Below are 20899 nucleotides of genomic sequence, written 5' to 3' on the forward strand. Positions count from 1 at the left end.
CTGTCATGAAAAAGACCAAAATTGTTTGCACCATCGGTCCGAAAACCGAATCTGAAGAGATGCTGACCAAAATGCTGGAAGCCGGCATGAACGTGATGCGTCTGAACTTCTCTCACGGTGACTATGCGGAACACGGTCAGCGCATCCAGAACCTGCGCAATGTGATGAGCAAAACCGGTAAGAAAGCCGCTATTCTGCTGGACACCAAAGGACCGGAAATTCGTACCATCAAGCTGGAAGGCGGCAACGACGTCTCCCTGAAAGCGGGCCAGACTTTCACCTTCACCACCGATAAATCCGTTATCGGCAACAGCGAAATCGTAGCGGTAACCTATGAAGGCTTCACCTCTGACCTGAGCGTCGGCAACACCGTTCTGGTGGACGATGGCCTGATCGGCATGGAAGTGACCGCTATCGAAGGCAACAAAGTTATCTGTAAAGTGCTGAACAACGGCGACCTTGGCGAGAACAAAGGCGTGAACCTGCCGGGCGTCTCCATCGCCCTGCCGGCGCTGGCGGAAAAAGACAAACAGGATCTGATCTTCGGTTGCGAACAGGGCGTGGACTTCGTCGCGGCCTCCTTCATCCGTAAGCGTTCCGACGTCGTCGAGATCCGTGAGCACCTGAAAGCCCACGGAGGCGAAAACATCCAGATCATCTCCAAAATCGAAAACCAGGAAGGCCTGAACAACTTCGACGAAATCCTCGAAGCCTCTGACGGCATCATGGTTGCTCGTGGCGACATGGGCGTTGAGATCCCGGTTGAAGAAGTTATCTTCGCGCAGAAAATGATCATCGAAAAATGTATCCGCGCGCGCAAAGTGGTTATCACCGCCACCCAGATGCTGGACTCCATGATCAAGAACCCGCGTCCGACCCGCGCTGAAGCCGGCGATGTGGCCAACGCCATCCTCGACGGCACCGATGCGGTGATGCTGTCCGGCGAATCCGCGAAAGGTAAATACCCGCTGGAAGCGGTCACCATCATGGCGACTATCTGCGAACGTACCGACCGCGTCATGACCAGCCGTCTGGATTTCAACAACGACAACCGTAAACTTCGCATCACCGAAGCGGTGTGCCGCGGCGCGGTAGAAACCGCTGAGAAACTGGAAGCGCCGCTGATCGTCGTCGCCACCCAGGGCGGTAAATCCGCACGCGCTGTGCGCAAATATTTCCCGGATGCCACCATCCTGGCGCTGACCACCAACGAAACCACCGCTCGCCAGCTGGTGCTGAGCAAAGGCGTTGTGCCGCAGCTGGTGACAGAGATTGCCTCTACTGATGACTTCTATCACCTGGGCAAAGATCTGGCGCTGAAGAGCGGCCTCGCGCGCAAAGGCGACGTGGTGGTGATGGTCTCTGGCGCATTAGTCCCGAGCGGCACCACTAATACCGCTTCCGTGCACGTGCTGTAATAATTTACAGGTTAATTGGTTTTTTTTAATAAAGCGCCTCTCGGGGCGCTTTTTTTTTATTCATCGGCTAGCTCTTCCTATTAAAAATGCAAATCGGAATTTACTATTTAATAAGAGATTATCTAAGATGAATCCGATGGAAGCGCGCTGTTTTCACTCGCCTTTTTCAGCGATTTTGACCAATTCGATGCTTCTTTGAGCGAACGATCAAAAATAAGTGCGTTCAGGTAAAAAAAATATTCTCATCCCAAAAAAGTTTGTGTAATACTTGTAACGCTACATGGAGATTAACTCAATCTAGAGGGTATTAATAATGAATCGTACTAAACTGGTACTGGGCGCGGTAATCCTGGGTTCTACTCTGCTGGCTGGTTGCTCCAGCAATGCTAAAATCGATCAGCTGTCTTCTGACGTTCAGACTCTGAACGCTAAAGTTGACCAGCTGAGCAACGACGTGAACGCAATGCGTTCCGACGTTCAGGCTGCTAAAGACGACGCAGCTCGCGCTAACCAGCGTCTGGACAACCAGGCTCACTCTTACCGTAAGTAAGAGTTCTGGTAATAAAAATGGCGCACTCAGTGCGCCATTTTTTTTGCCCTCGCGCTGAGGGCTACTGGGTGAGCAGGCCGTTATCAGACGAACTGTTCTGCGCCGACAGCGACGTCGCCGCGCTCCCCGCCCCCGTCGATACCACCACCGGATAGCCCGCCCTTCTCGACATCGCTTTTTTCAACTGCTGGTCATCCACCGCTTTATCCTCTGCGAAGGCGTGAAACGCCGCTGGCAGCGTGTAAGCGATGGTCCGGGTGTTTTCCCCTTCCGTCTGCGACAGCGGCCTGTGGACCTCTACGTAGCGTTTACCATCCGGTTCGACGGCAAACTTCACCGGCTGATTGATGATCCGCACTGGCGTCCCGGTTTTCACCTGACTGAACAGCGCCTTGATGTCATCAGCGTTCATCCGCATACAGCCCGAGCTGACGCGCAGCCCAACGCTGTCCGGGGCGTTAGTCCCGTGGATGAGATATTCGCCGTTACCGTAGGCCAGACGCAGCGCATAGCGACCCAGCGGGTTATTCGGCCCGGCCGGCACCACCGCCGGCAGCGTCACCCCTTTCTCCAGCGAGCGCGCACGGATGCCGGCGGTGGGTGTCCAGGTCGGGTTAGGGATCTTCTGCCCGACGCGGGTGGTCATCTCCGGGGTTTCCAGTCCTAACTGGCCGATGCCCAGGGGATAAACCTGGACCTGATTCTCTCCCGGCGGGAAGTAGTACAGCCGCAGCTCCGCGAGGTTGACGACAATCCCCTCCCGCGGCGCGTCAGGCAGCAGCATCTGCGAAGGGATCAGCACCTGGGTCCCGGGCTTCGGCTGCACCGGCGCAATGGTATCGTTGGCTTCGAGGATCAGCATCGCCGCGGTATCGAAATGGCGGGCAATCGCCTGCAGGTTGCGATCGCTCTCCTGAACCGTCCAGTACTGGTTCTGGCCAATCAGCCGGCTGTTAGCCGGAGGCAGCGGGTAGTCGACGGCCCAGGCGGCCGGGGAAGCGCCAAGGGCGCTGAGAAGGGCTAAGGTGATCATCGTTTTGCGTTTCATACTGAGATTCCTTCTTTCGCTGATAAAACGCCAGGAGACTGAACGGCGGCAGGGTCAGCGCCCTGCCGGACGTAACAGAATGAAATCTACCTGTTTATTCTAGCTAATATTTGCGGCTTTCGCGCGTATCGCGCGGATCATGGCTTCGAGGCCCTGCGAGCGGGAGGGGGTAAGATGCTGGGTGAGAGCCATTTTTTCAAACCACGGGCGGACGTCGAACTCGACGATGTCCTGGGCGGTCATCCGGTCATAAAGAATAAACACCACCGCAATCAGCCCTTTGACAATCGCCGCATCGCTGTCGCCGCGCAGGGTGACAACGCCGGAAGGATCCTGCGCCATCACGATCCATACCTGGCTTTGACAGCCCTGAATAATATTCTGCGGGCTGTGCTCCGCGTCGCTCAGCGGCGCCAGCCGCTGGCCCAGCTCAATGATATAGAGATACTTCTCTTCCCAGTTGGCGCAACGGCTAAAATTGCGCAACAGTTTATCTTTGTCCGGTAATGCCGTCATCGTCACGTCCTTTACCCTAATAGTTTGTGGATCCGCTGGAGGCCGGCCACCAGGCGGTCCACCTCTTCCGTGGTATTGTACATGGCCAGCGACGCCCGACACATGGCCGGTACCTGATAGCGGGCCATCAACGGCATGGCGCAGTGGTGCCCGGTCCGCACGGCGATCCCGTAGTTATCGAGGAAGCTGCCGACGTCATAGGCGTGATGCTGGCCGAGGTTAAAGGCAATCACCCCTTTGCGCTGCGCCGGACCGTAGAGGATCAGGTCCGGCACCGCGCGCAGGGCCTCCAGCGCGTAGCGCATCAGCGTCTGTTCGTATTCGGCGATCTGCGTCAGTCCCAGTTGGCTGACGTAGCTCAGCGCGGCGCCGAGGCCAATGATCCCGCCGGTATTCGGCGTGCCGGCCTCAAAGCGCCACGGCGCCTGGTTCCAGGTGGTGCCCTCCGTCAGGCTGACGGTGGCGATCATCGACCCGCCCCCTTCCCAAGGCGCCATGGTCTGCAGCAGCTCGGCCCGGGCGTAGAGCACGCCGATCCCGGTCGGACCATACAATTTGTGGGCGGAGAAGACATAAAAATCACAACCCAGCGCCTGAACGTCCACCGGGTGGTGCATCACCGCCTGAGCGCCGTCCACCAGTACTTTCGCGCCATGCTGATGCGCAAGGGCAATCAGCGCCGACAGCGGGTTTTCGGTGCCCAGCACGTTGGAGACTTCGGTGATCGCCAGCAAGCGGGTACGCTGGTCAAACAGCCCGGGAACCACGTCCAGCTGCAGGGTGCCGTCCGGGTTGAGGGGAATCACCCGCAGCTCAGCCCCCACCCTGGCGCAGAGCATCTGCCACGGTACGATGTTGGCGTGGTGCTCCATCTCGCTGATGATGATGTTATCCCCAGCGCCGACGTTGGCATTTCCCCAGCTGTTGGCCACCAGGTTGATGCCCTCGGTGGTGCCGCGCACGAATACCAGCTCCTCCGCCGATCCGGCGTTAAGGAAAGTGGCCGCCTGCTGGCGCACCGCTTCCATCCGCGCGGTGGCTTCCGCGCTGAGGGTATGGATCCCACGATGCACCGCCGCGTAGCCGTGACGATAGAATTCCGCTTCGGCGCCGATCACCGCCTCCGGTTTTTGGGCGCTGGCGGCGCTGTCAAGATAGACCAGCGGCTGGCCGTTGACCTCCCGGCTCAGTACCGGAAAATCGGCGCGAACCCGTTCTACTGAAAATGTCATGCTGTGCCTCCCGGCAAACGCTCTCCAATTCGCGCCAGCACCTGCTCTCTGAGCGCGTCGCTGCGGATAGCTTCGGTAAGCTCGGCGGCGAAGGCGTAGAGGATCATCTGCTGCGCCGCCTGCTGTTCAATCCCGCGCGAGCGCAGATAGAACAGCTGTTCTTCGTCTATGCGCCCGACCGTCGCCCCGTGGCTGCATTTCACGTCATCGGCGTAAATCTCCAGCTGCGGTTTGGTGTCGACTTCCGCCAGCCGCCCGAGCAGCAGATTGTTGTTGGTCATCTGGCCGTCGGTTTTCAGCGCGTGCGGCGCGACGTTGATCAGCCCGTTAAACACCGCCCGGCCCTTATCGCTGACGATGGTTTTGTGCAGCTGGCGGCTGGTGCAGTACCCCACCTGGTGATCCAGCCAGGTGCGGCTGTCGCAGACCTCATTTTTTACCGGCATCGCCAGCGAATTAAGGCGCAGGTCGCTATTTTCGCCGCCCAGACGCGTGCTGGTGTGGTGACGCAGCACCTGGTCGCCGAGCAGGAAACTGCTGCTGAAGGCCGAGGCGTCGCGGCCCAGCTGCAGGTCGTTATGGGCGAAGTGGTAGCTATGCGCGTTCTCGAACGCCAGCTTGATGTGCTGCAGGCGTGCGTTGTCCGCCACCGTCATGGTCAGCCGCCCGCCGGTGAAGTGCGGTTGCTCATCGAAACTGAGGTAATGCTCGACAATCGTCGCCTCCGCCCCGCTCTCCAGCGTCAGATGGTGACGATAGTGGGCGGTATTCAGCGCATCGCCGGCCAGGCCGCGGGTGATATGCATCAGCAGCAGCGGCTTATCCAGGCGACGGTTGCGCGGCACGCGAAGGCGGGTCACCGACTGCGCCAGGCTTTCGGTCAGATGGAGAAACACTTCCGGCTGCAGGGCATCCGGCAGATGCTGGCGCTGGTTATCAACGCTAACCTCCACGCCGCTGGCGGCGAGATCGTCGCTCAGCTCAGGATGATAGCGGCCGTCGATAAACACCAGACGCCAGGCGTCCAGCGGCAGCGCCAGCGCGTCACGCTGTTCAGCGCTGAGCGACGCCCCCTCCTCGGCGACGAAGCGGCCGTTAAGTAGCGCGTCCAGCGGGGTGTATTTCCAGTCCTCCTGCTTGCGCGTCGGCAGCCCCAGGCGCAACAGCTGCTGCAGATGCTGGCTGGCCTCCGGCGTACGCTGGTCGGCCTGCGCTTCAAACAGATGGTGCCACTGCTGCAGCGCGTTACTGCTGTTCGGTAAGCCAGCCATAGCCCTGCTCCTCCAGCTGTTTGACGAGGGTGAAATCCCCCGACTTCACAATCCGCCCCTGATAGAGCACATGGACATAGTCCGGCTTGATATAGTCAAGGATGCGCTGATAGTGGGTGACGATGATGAAGGCGCGTTTGCCGTCGCGCAGCGCGTTCACGCCCTGGGAGACGATTTTCAGAGCATCGATGTCCAGCCCGGAATCCGATTCATCGAGAATGCACAGCTCCGGCTCAAGCACCGCCATCTGCAGAATGTCGTTGCGCTTTTTCTCGCCACCGGAGAAACCCACGTTCACCGAACGGGTCAGCAGATCTTCCGGCATCTGCAGCAGCTTAATTTTCTCTTCCATCAGGTCCTGGAAATCGAAGCGATCCAGCGGCTCCTGGCCGCGATAGCTCCGTACGGCATTCAGCGCAGTCTGCAGGAAGAACTGGTTGCTGACGCCGGGGATCTCCACCGGATACTGGAAGGCCATAAAGATGCCTTCCCCGGCGCGATCTTCCGGGGCGAGCTCCAGCAGGTTTTTGCCCTTAAATTCGACGCTGCCGCCGGTGACCTCGTAATCTTCGCGCCCGGCCAGAGTGGCCGAAAGCGTACTTTTCCCCGAGCCGTTTGGCCCCATAATGGCGTGGACCTCCCCCGGACGCACCTCAAGGTTCAGCCCGCGCAGGATCGCTTTATCTTCGACGGCGACATGTAAATCTTGAATACTTAACATCTTTTTTCCTTAATTATCAGCCGACGCTATGCTCAAGGCTAATGGCCAGCAATTTTTGCGCCTCTACGGCGAACTCCAGCGGCAGTTCGGAGAAGACGTCTTTACAGAAGCCGTTGACGATCATCGAGATGGCATCGTCTTCGCTGATCCCGCGCTGCAGGCAGTAGAACAGCTGGTCCTCACCGATCCGCGAGGTGGTCGCTTCGTGTTCCAGCTGAGCGCTGTTGTTGCGACATTCGACATAGGGGAAGGTATGCGCCCCACAGTCCGGGCCGATCAGCATTGAATCGCACTGGGTATAGTTGCGGGCATTCGTGGCGGTCGGCATGATTTTGACCAGCCCGCGATAGCTATTCTGGCTGTGTCCGGCGGAGATCCCTTTCGAGATGATGGTCGAGCGGGTGTTCTTGCCGATATGGATCATTTTCGTGCCGGTGTCCGCCTGCTGATGGCCGCTGGTCAGCGCCACCGAAAAGAATTCGCCGATCGAGTTATCGCCGCGCAGGATGCAGCTGGGGTATTTCCAGGTGATGGCCGAGCCGGTTTCCGACTGGGTCCATGACATTTTGCTGTTCTCCCCTTCGCACAGGGCGCGCTTGGTGACAAAGTTGAGGATCCCTCCGGTGTTGTTGTCCCCCGGGAACCAGTTCTGCACCGTGGAGTATTTCACTTCCGCGTCTTTATGGATGATGACCTCCACCACCGCGGCGTGCAGTTGATAGCTGTCGCGCACTGGCGCCGAGCAGCCCTCGATGTAGCTGACGTAGCTGCCTTCATCGGCCACCAGAATGGTACGTTCAAACTGGCCGGTCTTTTCGGCGTTGATGCGGAAATAGGTCGATAGCTCCATCGGACAGCGGACGCCCTTCGGCACATAGATAAAGGTGCCATCCGAAGCCACCGCGGCGTTCAGCGCGGCAAAGAAGTTGTCATTGCCCGGCACCACGGTACCCAGATACTTTTTCACCAGTTCCGGATGATCGTGGATCGCCTCGCCGAAAGAGCAGAAGATGATCCCCTGCTCCGCCAGCTTTTCACGGTAGGTGGTCGCCACCGACACCGAGTCGAATATCGCGTCCACCGCCACCTCGCGCCCTTCGCGCACCGGTACGCCCAGCTGGTTAAAGGCTTCTTCCACCTCGCTGGTCAGAAAGGTGTTGGCCCCGGTCTGCTGCACCGCGCCGGGCTCGGAGGCGCAGGTCTCATCGCAGTTGCCGCAGGAGGGGGCGGAATAGTAGCTGTAATCCTGATAATTCAGCTTATCGTAATGCGCCTTCAGCCAGTGCGGCTCTTCCATCTCCAGCCACGCCCGGTAGGCATTGAGCCGGAACTCCAGCATCCACTGCGGCTCATTGCGGCGGGCGGAGATGGCGCGAACCACTTCTTCATTAATGCCTTTGGCCAGCTCATCGGTCTGCAGGCGAGTGAAAAAGCCCTCTTTATAATTGAGCGGGCCGCCGGTCCAGGTTTTGACATCGTCTGTTGCTTCAGTATTACGCGACATAGTTACTCCGCCTGCACCCCAAAACTTTCGCCGCAGCCGCATTCGTGCTGCGCTTTCGGGTTATGAAATTTAAAGATTTCATTTAATCCTTCCCGGACGTAATCCAGCTCCGTACCGTCAATGAACGGCATCGCCTGCAGCGGCGCGTACAGCTTCGCCCCTTCAGATTCAAAGAGCAGATCGTCGGGCGCCGGCTCGGCAATCATTTCGAGCACATAGCCAAAACCGGCGCAGCCGCTGGTTTTAATACCCAGCCGCAGCCCCTTTTTATCCGGTTGCTTGCGCATCAGATCGCGAATATGCGCGGCAGCGGCCGGCGTCATGGTCAGTCCCTGCCAGCTGAAATCGGCGGGATTAAAGGTTCCTGCTTGTACTTCCATCGATAGACCTCCAGGTTGGCGCCATCAAGGCATACCGCCATGTTAGTGATAATGATTATCACTTCAACCCTTCTCCAGCAGGGGTATTGCCCCAATTAGCGCTTTTTATAAGCATAGACCCTTGCCCGGGGATTATCAGGGTGCGCAAGTTGAACCTAATCATATGATTTATAATATTTTATTCTGATATCGTTCTATCACCGCACGCAATGGCAAAGATGTATCGAAAATACCGATTTATGCGATAGCAGCAGACCACCTTCCTGATTAACCTTGTCGTAGAAACCAAAAAAGTGACGGCGTCACTGAGCAGCCATGCGCGCTGAACAGGCGCTGGCCTGCGGAATGAGAAAGCGTAAGCAGAAAGCGTCAAGGCGCAACGCTTTCGGCAGGGGCGGTCGCGGCCTGGCGGGGGACGTGGCCGCGATCGGGGGGAGATAAACCGCGATAAAGCGGGTAGCCAGGAAGGCTAACGGTTGGCTAAGTTCCTTTTCTCACCAGGCGGGCGGCCTGGACAAAAACTTCATCCTCCACCCCATCCCCCTTCTGTCTGCCCAGCCGCACCAGCTCATCCACGATACTCCCCTGATTAATCTGCTTTTGGGTCGCCACTAAGCTAATGACCGCCGCGCCGATAGCCATGCCAATCAATGCCGTTTGTTCATCTTTATCTTTCATGGTGTCGCTCCGTCTGTCCTCCTCAGAAAGGCTAGCAAAAGATAGCATCTGCTCAATTTCAAAATCATCTTCTTTACACCTCCCGGAAAACGCAGGCGCCGAGCTGACCACGCTTCCTTGCTATGGCGATAGCGCAAAACGCTGTCGCACCACATCGGGTCTTTTATTTGGCCCGAATTCACGCTTCGCGGAAATAAATAAAAATAACGCGCGTGCCCAAGGCAAAAAAAAGAAATAACCATTTAAGCGACAAATCCAGTTTATTCCGTTAGGGAATGGCTTGGATGCTAATATTTCATTTCCCCACCGCCTTTTAGAAGCCTATAGTTTTTTTGCCTGCAGAACATCCACTTAGGTTAAAAGACATAAGGATATAATCATGATTGTTTCAGCCCCCAGCGATTATCGCGAAGCCGCTCGTCGCCGTCTGCCACGTTTCCTTTTTGACTATATTGACGGTGGCGCGGTGGCGGAAAATACCATGAACGCTAATGCCGCCGAGCTCGCCTCGGTAGCCCTTCGCCAGCGCGTGCTGTGCGGAGCGGGTGAGCCGACGCTGGCCACCACCATCCTTGATGCCCCATGGGCGATGCCCGTGGCGCTGGGGCCGGTCGGGGCCACCGGAATGTACGCCCGCCGCGGCGAAGTCCAGGCGGCCCGCGCCGCCTCCCGCGCCGGGATCCCTTACACTCTGTCCACCGTGTCGGTCTGCTCCATTGAGGAGGTGGCGAGCCACGCCAGCGGCGCGCTCTGGTCCCAGCTGTACGTACTGAAAGATCGCGGCTATATGCGTAATGCCCTGGAACGCGCCTGGGCTGCCGGCATGAAAACCCTGGTATTCACTGTCGATATGCCGATCCCCGGCTCACGGTATCGCGATAACCGTTCAGGGATGTCCGGGCCGCACGCCACCTTGCGACAGTATCTTCAGGCCTGCACCCACCCGCGCTGGGCAATGAACGTCGGCCTGGCGGGCAGACCCCTGTCGTTCGGTAACATCGAAGCCTATACCGGCCACAAAATGACCATGGATGACTATATGGGGTTCATCAGCAACAACTTCGACCCGTCCATCGCCTGGCACGATCTGGAGTGGATCCGCGACAGCTGGCCAGGAAAGCTGATCATCAAAGGGATCCTCGATGCCGACGATGCGCGCAATGCCGTGCGGCTGGGCGCCGATGGCATTGTGGTCTCCAATCACGGCGGCAGACAGCTCGATGGCGCCATCCCCACCGCCCGGGCGCTGCCGCGGGTGGCGGATGCGGTCGGCGACGATCTGACGGTCCTTGCCGACTCCGGAGTGCGCTCCGGCGTGGACGTTATTCGCCTGCTGGCCCTCGGCGCGAAGGGAGTCCTGCTTGGTCGGGCCTATATTTATGCCCTCGCCGCCGCAGGCGAAGCGGGGGTGGCACACCTGCTGCGCTTATTTGCCGAGGATATGAAGGTCACCATGACCCTCACCGGCGCCACCTCGCCCTCCGCCATCAGCCTCGATTGCCTCGACCGGCTGGAAAAAGATCAACAGCGCAGCCGTGCGGTCCCGGTATCCTTATCTGCCTGACGCAGCCCGGGGCCGGGCCTGACCGCGTGCCCTGGCCCGGTCCGGCAAGGGGGAATTACCCCTGAGGGTCCAGCGCCGGACGTTGCGCTGCGTCAGCCGGTCGCTCGGGGCGGATGCGGAACCAGATCGCATACATGGCCGGCAGGAAGATAAGGGTCATGATGGTTCCCCCCAGCGTCCCGCCAATCAGCGTATAGGCGAGCGTCCCCCAGAAAACCGAATGCGTCAGCGGAATGAACGCCAGGATCGCCGCCAGCGCGGTCAGCAGAACCGGACGGGCTCGCTGCACCGTCGCCTCCACCACCGCGTGGAACGGATCGAGCCCCGCCTGCTGGTTATGGTGGATTTGACCAATCAGGATCAGCGTATTTCGCATCAGGATCCCTGACAGGGCGATCAGGCCCACAAGGGCATTGATGCCAAACGGCTGATTGAACAGCAGCAGCGTCGGCACCACGCCAATCAGCCCCAGCGGCGCGGTCAGGAAAACCATGACCATCGCCGACAGGGAACGTACCTGCAGGATAATGATCAGCAGCGTGAGGGCGATCATGATCGGAAATAACGGCACCATTGCCCGGGTGGCTTTGCCTGACTCCTCGATCGACCCCGCCGTCTCGATGCGATACCCAGGCGGCAGGGAGTCGATAATTGGCTGCAGCGGCTTCATCAGCGCGCTGGAGACATCCGGCGGCTGCAGGTTATCCGCGACATCTCCCCGGACGGTAATGGTCGGCGTGCGGTCGCGACGACGGAGCAGGGGTTCTTCCATCCTGACGTCGACTTCACCGATCTGCGACAAAGGAACCCGCTGCCCGCCGCTGCCTACGAGAGTGAAGTCGGCGATTTTCGCCGGGTCCAGACGGATATCGCCCGCCGCGCGGCCGATGACCTGCACCGCGCGAATATCCTCCCGGACGGTGGTAATGGGGATCCCTGACAGCAGGAACTGCAGCTGCTGGGCGACGGCCTGGGAGCTGAGCCCACTCGCCTGCAGCCGGTCCTGATTGAGGCTGAAATGCATCACCGGTACCCGCGATCCCCAGTCGCTATTGACGGTGCGCATCAGCGGACTGGCCTGCAGCACCGCTTTCACCCGATCGGCGATGTCGCGCAGGGTGTGCGGATCGGGCCCCATCACCCGCCAGGCGACTGGATAAGGCGAATAAGGGCCAAAGACCAACTGCGTGACGCGCACCCGCGCCTGCGGCGCAAGGCCATTGGCCACCGCCTCCCGCAGCCGCAGCTTAAGCGCCTCGCGCGAGGCCGGACCGTCGGTCAATACCACCAGCTTGGCAAATGAGGGATCGGGCAATTCCGGAGCCATCGCCAGGTAAAAGCGCGGCGCGCCCTGGCCGATATAGCTGGTGACAATCTTCGCCTCCGGCTGCTGCTGCAGCCAGCGCTCAATTTTCGCCGTCGCGGCGCTGGTCTGGATAATCGACGACCCGTAAGGCATCTGCACCTCAACCAGCACTTCCGGGCGGTCGGAGGTGGGGAAAAACTGCTTTTTCACCACGCTCATTCCCAGTAACGCCACCATAAACAGCACCACCACCCCGGCGGCCACGCGCCATTTGCCGGCGATAACCCGGGTCAGCAGCCGGCGGAAGCGCTGATAGCGCGGGGTGTCATACAGCGCGGCGTGGCCTGCCGCCGCGGACTTCCTCTCCGGTAACAGGTGTACGCCCAGCCAGGGGGTAAAAATCACCGCCACGATCCAGGAGGCAATCAGCGCGATACCGACGATCCAGAACACGTTGCTGGCATACTCCCCGGCGGTGGATTGCGCAAACCCGTTAGGCATAAAACCCACGGCCGTCACCAGGGTGCCGGCCAGCATGGGCGCCGCGGTGTGGCTCCAGGCATAGGCGGAGGCTTTGAGGCGGTCATACCCCTCCTCCATTTTGACCACCATCATTTCAATGGCGATAATGGCATCATCCACCAGCAGCCCCAGGGCGAGGATCAGCGAGCCGAGGGTGATGCGGTCAAAGTTTTTACCGGTGGCGGCCATCACCACGAACACCACGGCCAGGGTGAGCGGCACCGCCGCCGCGACCACCACCCCCACGCGCCAGCCCATGCTGACAAAGCACACCGCCATCACCACCAACAGAGCGACAAAAAATTTGATCATGAACTCATCGACCGCCGCGCTGATATTCACCGACTGATCGGTCACTTTGGCCAACGACATGCCGAGCGGCAGGCTCTGATTGATGCTGTCCGTTTCGGCGTCCAGCGCTTTCCCCAGCGCCAGACCATTCCAGCCCTCGCGCATCACCACCCCCAGCAGCAGCGCCGGTTCGCCCTGATTGCGGATCAGGAAGGTAGCAGGATCTTCATACCCCCGCTCAACCGTGGCGACATCGGCGAGTTTCAGCGTTCTGCCCCCGGCAATAATCGGCGTGTCGCGGATCTGCTGCAGGCGGTCGAACGCCCCGTCGAGGCGGATAAAGATCTGCCCGCCACGGGTCTCAATGGCCCCGGCGGCGGTCAGCACATTCTGATTGTTCAGCGCGGCAAAAATCGCCTCCGGCGAGAGCCCCAGGGTGGCGAGACGGTCATGAGAAAAGGAGAGATAAATGCGCTCCGCCTGTTCGCCGAGAATATTCACTTTTTTCACCCCAGGTACATGCAGCAGCTGCTGGCGCAGGGCTTCGGCGTCACGCACCAGCTGCCGCGGCGGCTCTCCCCGCGCTTTCAGGGCAAAGAGGGCAAAGGTGACATCGGCGAATTCGTCATTCATCATCGGGCCGGAGACGCCGGCAGGCAGGTTATTCGCCTCATCCCCGAGCTTTTTGCGCGCCTGATAAAACTGCTCCGGCACCTCGGAAGGCGGCGTCTGATCCTGCAGCGATAAGGTGATTAACGCCATCCCGGGACGGGTATAGGTCTCGGTGCGATCGTACCACTTCAGCTCCTGGAGCCGTTTTTCCAGCGGCTCGGCGACCTGATCCTGCATCTCCTGCGCGGTGGCACCCGGCCAGACGGTGATGACCGTCATTTGCTTGACCGTAAAGGGCGGGTCTTCCGCCCGCCCGAGCCCGAAGAAGGCCACCAGCCCGGCGACCGAGATAAGGATAATTAAAAACAGGGTTACCGACCTCTCGCGGACGGCCAGCGCGGAGAGATTAAAACGCCTGCCGCTCATGGCTGACTCCCGTCGGCATTATGCTCGCGTCGTTCCGCCAGCCGCACCATCTCGCCCTGGTGCAGCAGATGGGCCCCCAGGGCGACGATGGGCTCCCCGGGCTTCAGCGGGCCGGTCACCCGCGCCGTTTCATCATTCAGGCCGATCACCGTCACCGGTTGCCAGGAGACGGTGGCCGGGCGCGATGCAATGCGCCAGACGCCAGGGCCGTTGCCCGGATCGTAGACCGACGCCAGGGGCACCTCCAGCACCTCGCCTGGCCCCTGGTCGCTGCTGATACGCAGGGTCACGGTTGACCCCAGCGGCGCATTCGCCAGCGCGCCGTTCAGCACATAGCGCGCTTCAAAGGTGCGGGTGGCGGCGTCAGCCGCGTCCGAAAGCAGCCGCAGGGTCGCGGTGACCGGCTGAGATTCGCTGCCATAGCGTGTCGCCAGCGCCTCGCTGCCGACCGCTGGGCGCAGCGTCTCCGGAAGCTGCACCCGCGCTTCGCGCTGCCCTGCCCGCGCCAGGCGGATCACCACCTGCCCGGCGCTGACCACCTGTCCCGGCTCGGCGAGCGTTTCCACCACCACGCCGTCGGCATCCGCCAGCAGTCCGGCATAGTTGGTGGCGTTTTGCGCCACGTTTGCCTGCGCCTGGGCCGCGCTGAGGTCGGCTCTCGCCGCCTCTGCCGTCGCGTTGATCTGGTCGAACTCCGCCGCCGAGACGGCGCCGCTGGCCACCAGGCCGCGATAGCGGGCCAGATCGTTGGCCGCCTTTTTGGCTCGCGCCCGCGCGGCGTCGACCGCCCGCTGTTGGGACTTCGCCTGCAAGGTTAGATCAGCCGGATCCAGGCGCAGCAGCAGTTGACCGCGCCGGACGCTCTGCCCGGTCTCCACCAGCCGGGCAAGGATTTTTCCCGATACCCGGAAGCCGAGATCGCTTTGGGTACGAGCGACCACCACGCCGGTAAAGGCCCGCGAGCTGGCCTCCGCGCGCTCGACGGTCGCCACCCGCACCAGCGGCGGCCGGGTGCGGGGATCGTCATGATCGGCAGGTTCGCCGCAGCCCGCGAGGGCCAGCGGCAGGAGGCAGACGGCAAGATGGACGGCGTTGGGCCTGAGCATGGGTCACCTTAATGAAAAGACCGGTTGGTGACTGCATTCTCAGACTAGTGACCAATAAAGTCAATGGTCACAAATCAGGGGGAGAGACTTCTCAGGATCAGGGAGGCAAGCAGCACCGCCGCGGTGGGCGCGGTGTCGAGATTGTATTGCAGCTGCACCGGGTTGATGAAAGGACACATCACCATATAGACCGCCAGGGTCGCCTCATCCAGCGGGGTTTTGCGCTCGAACTCACCCGCCTGGCGGCCTTCGACCAGGATTTGACCAATCAGCTGCTGCAGATGACCGGCATACTGCTCCGTTGAGGGCCATTTATCGCGCGCCGCGACGGCGGCGATATCGTACAGTTTGCGATCCTCGAAAAACAGTTCACTGCCGGCCTCGGTCAGCGCCCGGAACAGGCGGCGCAGCTTCTCGCTGGCGGAGGGTGCATCGGCGATGGCCTCGCTGACGGCCACCATGATCTTCTCCAGCCGGCTGGCGCAGATTGCCTCGCCAATCGCCTGCTTGGAGTCAAAAAACTTGTAGATATAGGCTTTGGAAAAGCCTATTGCTTTGGCGAGATCGGTGACCGTGGTCTTTTCATAGCCATAGCGACTGAAGTGCGCCATGGCCGCGTCAAGAATCTGGTCCCGAACGCTGTGGTCAACGGGGCCACGGCTTGCTGGGGTGGGGGTAATTTTCGTCATCCGTTTAGCTTAATGCGATCGCTATCGTTTGACAACGAGTGACGTTATCATGATTTGGTCACAATAACACCCCACCCTGCTCACCTCTCTCGCCGCGTTATGCCTCACGCGCCTCATGGTTAATCGCGCCGGCGGGCAGACAGCCCAGGCCTTGCAGCGTCAGATGTACGGCACGATCGAGCGGGGTATGCGGCTCCGCGCCTAAAAAAGCCACCAGCTTATCGTTGCGCAGGCGTACCGGTAGACGCCAGAGATAGTGCATCTCGACCATTTCGCGCAGGGTGGCGTTGAAGGGCGCCGCCAGCTTCACCAGCCACCAGGGAAAGGACTTCACTACCGCCCTGCCGCCATAGCGGGCGACCACCCGCTGGATCGCCTGGCTCATTTCGCTGCCGTCCGGGTCCCAGTGGCCCTGCATATGAAAGCGGGCAAACGGCTCAAGCTCATGCCTGCGGGCCAGCAGCGCGGCGATGGTGGCGGCAACGTCGGGCAGCCAGGCCCACTGATGCCCCACGCCGATCGCCCCTGGTAGGCTGATAGTCCGGGGAAGCTGACCTGGCTTGACCAGCCCCTGGGAAAACCAGTTATTTCCGGCGCGCGGACCAAAATAATCGCCCGCCCGGACAATCAACGCCCTGCCGCCGCGCTGTACGTAATCCTCCAGCGCCTGCTCCATTTCCACCCGAATGGCGCCTTTGCGGGTCACCGGCCGTTGCGCGGCCGCTTCAGCAATCAGCGGAAAGGCATCCGATCCATAGTTGTAAACCGTGCCGGGCAGGACAACTAACGCCCGCTGCTGGGCGGCGGCCTGCAGGGTGTTGCGCAGCATAGGTAGTACCTGCTGCCGCCAGTGCCGGTAGCCCGGCGGATTGACCGCATGGACGATCACGTCGCAACCGGCAGCCGCCGCCGCCACCTGCCCGGCATCCAGCGCGTCCCCGGCAATCCACTGCATGCCCTCTTCGGGCGCACGAAGCTGGGCGCCGCGCTTCAGCGCCCGAACCTGCCAGTTGTCCGCCGCCAGCCGACGCGCCACTTCCCCGCCTATGCCCCCGCTTGCTCCCAAAATCAGGACTTTGCCGCTGCTGTTCATCGTCTTTCCCCGTTCGCTAATGGATGCTTGACAGCCTACCTGCGGCTCATATCAAATGAAATTGCATACCATCATCGAGCGGCTATACATTTTTGTATGAATACCTCTATTCCCTGGGAGTGGTACCGAACCTTTCTCGCCGTCCTGCAGGAAGGCTCTTTATCGGGCGCATCGCGCACCCTGAACATCACTCAGCCGACGGCGGGTCGCCATATCGCCGGCCTGGAGGCCGCCCTCGGCCAGGCCTTATTTACCCGCTCGCAAACCGGCCTGCTGGCGACCGACGCGGCGCTGGCGCTGCAGGCGCACGCCGAGACAATGGCCAACACCGCCCGGGCGCTGGAACGCACGGCGGCTAACTTTAGTCGCGACAGCACCGATCTGCGTGGCGTGGTGCGGGTGGCCGCCAGCGAGGTGGTCGGCGCCGAGGTGCTGCCGCCGCTGATTGCCCGGCTCAGGCAAGCGTGCCCGAGTATCGTCATCGAACTGATGCTCTCCAATCGATTTCAGGATCTGCTTCACCGGGAGGCGGATATCGCGGTGCGGATGGTCGCTCCGCAGCAGGAGCAGCTTATCGCGCGGCGTCTCGGCAGGATCGAGCTTGGGCTGCATGCTACCGATGCCTATCTGACCCGCCAGGGTCGGCCCGCTACGCCTGAGGAGCTTGACGGCCACGCGCTGATTGGTTTCGACAGCGCCACGCCCCTCGTTCGCCGGGCTCTTGCGCGCTATCCCCGTTTTCAGCGCGAGGCCTTCGCGATGCGCACCGATAGCGACCTCGCCCAGCTGAACCTGATCCGCGCCGGGGCAGGGATCGGCATCTGCCAGGCGCCCCTCGCCGACGGCATTATTCCCCTGCAGCGAGTGCTGGCGGCAGACTTTTCTCTGTATCTCGATACCTGGCTGGTGATGCATGAGGACCTGCGCCATAGCCCCGCCTGTAAGCGGGTATTTAATTTCCTCGCCGAGGGGTTGCAGACGTATATTCGCGGCCCTCTGGCGCGCTGACCCACCCGCCTTGCGGGTAATCCCTTCCCTGCTGAAATAGTCACTCATTGACACTGTAAATACGGCATTGTATAAAACCCCGCCCCAATAATGAGTTTCATTTGCATTCCTCCCATTTGCTGGTCATTTACTCGCCTGTTTACAAGGATAGCGTTTAATGAAGAAGGTCCTCTGCGCGTTAGGCTTGATGTTCACCGCCGTCAGTTCCGGGCTGGCAACAACCTACCCCCTGACGATTGAAAACTGTGGCTATCAGGAGACCTTTACCCGGCCGCCGGAGCGCGTGGTCGCGCTGGGGCAAAATACGGTCGAAATCCTGCTGCTGCTTGGGCTGCAAAAGCAGGTGGTGGCCAGCGCCTTCTGGCCGACTACGGTATTACCCCAGCTGGCTGAGCAAAACGCGAAGATTAAAACCCTGACGGTGGAAATCCCGAGCCTGGAATCCGTGCTGGCGCAAAATCCCGATTTCGTTCCCGCCCAGTTGCCGCTGCTGCTGGGGCCGGAAAGCAAAGTCGCCAGGCGTGAAGATCTTGCCACCGTTGGCGTGAACAGCTACGTGTCGCCGGGGATGTGCGCCACCAAAAAGGCTACCGGCGATATGTACGGCAGCCGGCAGAAGCTGTGGGACATGACCTGGCTGTATCAGGAAATTAGCGATTTCGCCCGCATTTTCAACGTCGAAGATCGTGGCCAGGCGCTGATCGCCGATTTCAAAAAACGTGAAGCCGACCTGCGTCAGGAGTTCGGTAAAAGCAAAAAAGATCTCTCCTTCGTCTTCTGGTTCTCCAGCGCCTCGCCATCGGCCGATGCCTATGTCGGCGGTAAAAACAGCGCCTCCGGCTTTATCGCCAACGTGCTGGGCGGTCATAATGCGATAACCTCCGAGACCGAGTGGCCCACGGTGAGCTGGGAGAGCATCATTGCCGCCAACCCGGATGTGATCGTGGTCTCGAGCCTGGATCGTAACCGCTGGGCGCTGGATAAGGCCGAGGAGAAGATTAAATTCCTCAAAAGCGATCCCGCCGTCAGCCAGCTGGAGGCGGTGAAAAAAGGCCATATCGTGGTGATGGACGGCCAGGCGATGAATCCGACCATCCGCACCCTTTACGGCGCGGAGCAGGTGGGCGAACAGCTGAGAAAAATGGGGCTTAACTGATGAGCGCCGCCGTGCTTCAGACGCGCCGCAGCATGCTGCTCACCGGTTGGTGTGTCGTCGCCGTGTTCGTGCTGGCGCTGGTGATTGCGGTGGGCGTCAGCGTCGGCGAACTGCCCATCCCGCTGCAGAACGTCTTTTACGCTATCAGCAATAAAACCGGCTTAACCGCGGTGCCTCTCAATCGTATCTCCGAGAGCGTTATCTGGGATTTCCGCCTCAGCCGGGCACTGGTCGCCGCCTGCTGCGGCGCCGGCCTCGCTATCTGCGGCGCCGTGCTGCAAAGCCTGCTGAAGAACGCCCTCGCGGAACCTTACGTCCTCGGCGTCTCCGCCGGGGCCTCCACCGGCGCGGTATCGATTGTGGTGCTGGGCCTTGGCGCCGGGGCGATCTCCCTCTCCGCCGGGGCGTTTGCCGGAGCCTTCGCCGCCTTCGCCTTTGTTGCCTTTCTGACCAACGGCGCGCGCGGCGGCAATGAGCGCACCATCCTGGCGGGCGTCGCCGCCTCGCAGTTATTTAACGCCCTCACGGCCTACACCATCAGCACCTCCGCCAGCGCGCAGCAGGCGCGCGATGTGATGTTCTGGCTGCTGGGCAGCTTCAGCGGCGTCCGCTGGCCCGAATTCCAGCTGGTTCTGGTGGTGGTCCTCGCGGGCCTGGCGGTCTGCCTGTGGTATGCCCGGGCGCTGGACGCGTTCACCTTCGGCGACGATGCCGCCGCTTCGCTGGGCATTGCCGTGCCGCGCGTGCGCCTGATCCTCTTCACCACCGCGGCGGTGATTACTGCCACCATCGTCAGCATGGCCGGCTCGATCGGCTTTGTCGGCCTGGTGGTGCCGCACGTGATGCGCTTCTTCTTTGGCCCGCTGCACCGGACGTTGCTGATCGCCAGCGCGCTGGCGGGGGCGATCCTGATGGTGCTGGCGGACATTGCCTCGCGCCTGCTGATTGCCCCGCAGAGTCTGCCGGTCGGAGTGGTGACCGCCCTGGTTGGGGTGCCTTTCTTTGCCGTGATTATCTACCGCTCAAGGAATAAGTGATGAGTATTTGCGCTGAAAATATCACCTGGAAGGCAGGCAAAAAGGTCATCGTCAATAATGTCTCGCTGCGGGTGTCGCGCGGCGAAACGGTGGGTCTGCTGGGCCCCAACGGCTGCGGCAAATCCTCGCTGCTGCGGGTTCTGGCGGGCCTGCGCCGCCCGGATGCGGGTCGCGTCACCCTCGACGGCCACGACATCGCCCGGATGGCGAAAAAGCAGCTCGCCCGCCGGGTGGCGTTCGTCGAGCAACACGGCATGACCGAGGCCAATATGCGGGTGCGCGACGTCGTGCGGCTGGGACGTATTCCGCACCACTCGCCGTTCTCCAACTGGAGCGCTCAGGATGACGAGGCGGTCACCGCCGCGCTGCAGCGGGTGGCGATGCTGGAGAAAAGCGACCAGGGGTGGCTGAGCCTCTCCGGCGGCGAGCGGCAGCGGGTGCATATCGCCCGCGCGCTGGCGCAGAACCCGAGTGAGATCCTGCTGGATGAACCTACCAACCATCTGGATATTCACCATCAGATGCAGCTGATGCAGTTGATCAGCGAACTGCCGGTGACCAGCATTGTGGCCATTCACGATCTTAACCATGCCGCGATGTTCTGCGATTCGCTGATCGTGATGCAGCAGGGGCAGATCCTCGCCAACGGGACGCCGGAGGAGATTTTGTCCGAAGCGCTGCTGTGGGACGTTTTCCGGGTGAAAACCAAAATCGAGATCTCCCCGTACCACGGTAAAAAGCACATTCATTTCATCGTTTAGGTTGGGCGAG

Annotated in this window: 19 protein-coding genes and 1 pseudogene; 8 read left to right on the forward strand and 12 right to left on the reverse strand. The window is 60.7% G+C overall.

The window, feature by feature from the left end; all coding sequences use genetic code 11:
• Positions 1 to 5: 5 nt before the first annotated feature.
• Both pykF and ACLEXF_RS06190 read left to right on the forward strand, forming a co-directional pair.
• Positions 6 to 1418: a pyruvate kinase PykF gene (gene pykF / locus ACLEXF_RS06185; protein ID WP_004203076.1), complete on the forward strand. Its 1413-nt coding sequence runs from the start codon at positions 6 to 8 to the stop codon at positions 1416 to 1418.
• Positions 1419 to 1731: 313 nt separating this feature from the next.
• On the forward strand, positions 1732 to 1968 hold the full coding sequence (locus tag ACLEXF_RS06190) for a major outer membrane lipoprotein (protein WP_002908860.1): 237 nt from the start codon (positions 1732 to 1734) through the stop codon (positions 1966 to 1968).
• Between the two features lie 61 nt (positions 1969 to 2029).
• Here ACLEXF_RS06190 and ldtE read toward each other — a convergent pair whose 3' ends face one another.
• From ldtE to ACLEXF_RS06230, 8 genes are all read right to left on the reverse strand, one after another.
• Positions 2030 to 3016, reverse strand: coding sequence for a L,D-transpeptidase LdtE (gene ldtE, locus ACLEXF_RS06195; RefSeq protein ID WP_004203079.1), 987 nt, complete (start codon positions 3014 to 3016; stop codon positions 2030 to 2032).
• Positions 3017 to 3115: 99 nt separating this feature from the next.
• Positions 3116 to 3532: a cysteine desulfuration protein SufE gene (gene sufE / locus ACLEXF_RS06200; RefSeq protein ID WP_004203081.1), complete on the reverse strand. Its 417-nt coding sequence runs from the start codon at positions 3530 to 3532 to the stop codon at positions 3116 to 3118.
• Positions 3533 to 3543: 11 nt separating this feature from the next.
• Positions 3544 to 4764 carry a cysteine desulfurase SufS gene (gene sufS / locus ACLEXF_RS06205; RefSeq protein ID WP_032456245.1) on the reverse strand — a complete coding sequence of 407 codons (1221 nt, stop codon included), beginning with the start codon at positions 4762 to 4764 and terminating at the stop codon, positions 3544 to 3546.
• Entirely contained in the window at positions 4761 to 6035 is a 1275-nt protein-coding gene (gene sufD / locus ACLEXF_RS06210) for a Fe-S cluster assembly protein SufD (protein WP_080841565.1), read from the reverse strand. Before sufD ends, sufS begins: the two co-directional genes overlap by 4 nt.
• Positions 6010 to 6756 carry a Fe-S cluster assembly ATPase SufC gene (sufC, locus tag ACLEXF_RS06215; protein ID WP_004203085.1) on the reverse strand — a complete coding sequence of 249 codons (747 nt, stop codon included), beginning with the start codon at positions 6754 to 6756 and terminating at the stop codon, positions 6010 to 6012. The genes sufD and sufC overlap by 26 nt, the downstream gene beginning before the upstream one ends.
• A 16-nt stretch (positions 6757 to 6772) precedes the next feature.
• Positions 6773 to 8260 (reverse strand): Fe-S cluster assembly protein SufB, encoded by a 1488-nt coding sequence (gene sufB / locus ACLEXF_RS06220; protein ID WP_002908877.1) that lies wholly within the window; start codon positions 8258 to 8260, stop codon positions 6773 to 6775.
• A 2-nt stretch (positions 8261 to 8262) separates the two neighbouring features.
• Positions 8263 to 8640 (reverse strand): Fe-S cluster assembly scaffold SufA, encoded by a 378-nt coding sequence (gene sufA / locus ACLEXF_RS06225; protein WP_004203089.1) that lies wholly within the window; start codon positions 8638 to 8640, stop codon positions 8263 to 8265.
• Positions 8641 to 9120: 480 nt separating this feature from the next.
• Complete coding sequence (locus ACLEXF_RS06230) at positions 9121 to 9318, reverse strand: hypothetical protein (protein ID WP_004203090.1); 198 nt, start codon at positions 9316 to 9318, stop codon at positions 9121 to 9123.
• Between ACLEXF_RS06230 and ACLEXF_RS06235 the strand changes: the two are divergent.
• Together ACLEXF_RS06235 and lldD are read left to right on the forward strand one after the other, a co-directional pair.
• Positions 9317 to 9409: pseudogene (locus ACLEXF_RS06235) on the forward strand (hypothetical protein); the annotation flags it as partial. The gene ACLEXF_RS06230 and the pseudogene ACLEXF_RS06235 overlap by 2 nt on opposite strands.
• Before the next feature lie 288 nt (positions 9410 to 9697).
• The gene (gene lldD, locus ACLEXF_RS06240; protein WP_017900850.1) at positions 9698 to 10882 is read left to right on the forward strand and encodes an FMN-dependent L-lactate dehydrogenase LldD; all 1185 of its coding nucleotides are present in this window, start codon (positions 9698 to 9700) and stop codon (positions 10880 to 10882) included.
• Between the two features lie 55 nt (positions 10883 to 10937).
• Here lldD and ACLEXF_RS06245 read toward each other — a convergent pair whose 3' ends face one another.
• The 4 genes from ACLEXF_RS06245 to ACLEXF_RS06260 form a co-directional block, all read right to left on the reverse strand.
• On the reverse strand, positions 10938 to 14039 hold the full coding sequence (locus ACLEXF_RS06245) for an efflux RND transporter permease subunit (RefSeq protein WP_407259756.1): 3102 nt from the start codon (positions 14037 to 14039) through the stop codon (positions 10938 to 10940).
• Positions 14036 to 15145 carry an efflux RND transporter periplasmic adaptor subunit gene (locus ACLEXF_RS06250; protein WP_407259755.1) on the reverse strand — a complete coding sequence of 370 codons (1110 nt, stop codon included), beginning with the start codon at positions 15143 to 15145 and terminating at the stop codon, positions 14036 to 14038. The genes ACLEXF_RS06245 and ACLEXF_RS06250 overlap by 4 nt, the downstream gene beginning before the upstream one ends.
• Positions 15146 to 15219: 74 nt before the next feature.
• A complete protein-coding gene (locus ACLEXF_RS06255) occupies positions 15220 to 15834 on the reverse strand; it encodes a TetR/AcrR family transcriptional regulator (RefSeq protein WP_017900853.1) in 615 nt (204 codons plus the stop codon).
• 97 nt (positions 15835 to 15931) lie between these two features.
• Positions 15932 to 16927 (reverse strand): NAD-dependent epimerase/dehydratase family protein, encoded by a 996-nt coding sequence (locus ACLEXF_RS06260; protein WP_065904596.1) that lies wholly within the window; start codon positions 16925 to 16927, stop codon positions 15932 to 15934.
• Between the two features lie 96 nt (positions 16928 to 17023).
• On the opposite strand from ACLEXF_RS06260, the gene ACLEXF_RS06265 reads away from it, so the two are divergent.
• The 4 genes from ACLEXF_RS06265 (at position 17024) to ACLEXF_RS06280 (ending at position 20889) form a co-directional block, all read left to right on the forward strand.
• Positions 17024 to 17935, forward strand: a complete 912-nt coding sequence (locus ACLEXF_RS06265; RefSeq protein ID WP_032456255.1) for a LysR family transcriptional regulator — start codon at positions 17024 to 17026, stop codon at positions 17933 to 17935.
• Between the two features lie 157 nt (positions 17936 to 18092).
• Entirely contained in the window at positions 18093 to 19091 is a 999-nt protein-coding gene (locus ACLEXF_RS06270; protein ID WP_004203100.1) for an ABC transporter substrate-binding protein, read from the forward strand.
• Positions 19091 to 20128 (forward strand): FecCD family ABC transporter permease, encoded by a 1038-nt coding sequence (locus ACLEXF_RS06275; RefSeq protein ID WP_057215889.1) that lies wholly within the window; start codon positions 19091 to 19093, stop codon positions 20126 to 20128. The genes ACLEXF_RS06270 and ACLEXF_RS06275 overlap by 1 nt, the downstream gene beginning before the upstream one ends.
• Positions 20128 to 20889 carry an ABC transporter ATP-binding protein gene (locus tag ACLEXF_RS06280; RefSeq protein WP_004203103.1) on the forward strand — a complete coding sequence of 254 codons (762 nt, stop codon included), beginning with the start codon at positions 20128 to 20130 and terminating at the stop codon, positions 20887 to 20889. Before ACLEXF_RS06275 ends, ACLEXF_RS06280 begins: the two co-directional genes overlap by 1 nt.
• Positions 20890 to 20899: the final 10 nt, after the last annotated feature.

It is taken from the genome of Klebsiella pneumoniae complex sp. WS1778 (assembly GCF_049472055.1).
GTDB classification, from domain to species: Bacteria; Pseudomonadota; Gammaproteobacteria; order Enterobacterales; family Enterobacteriaceae; genus Klebsiella; species Klebsiella quasipneumoniae.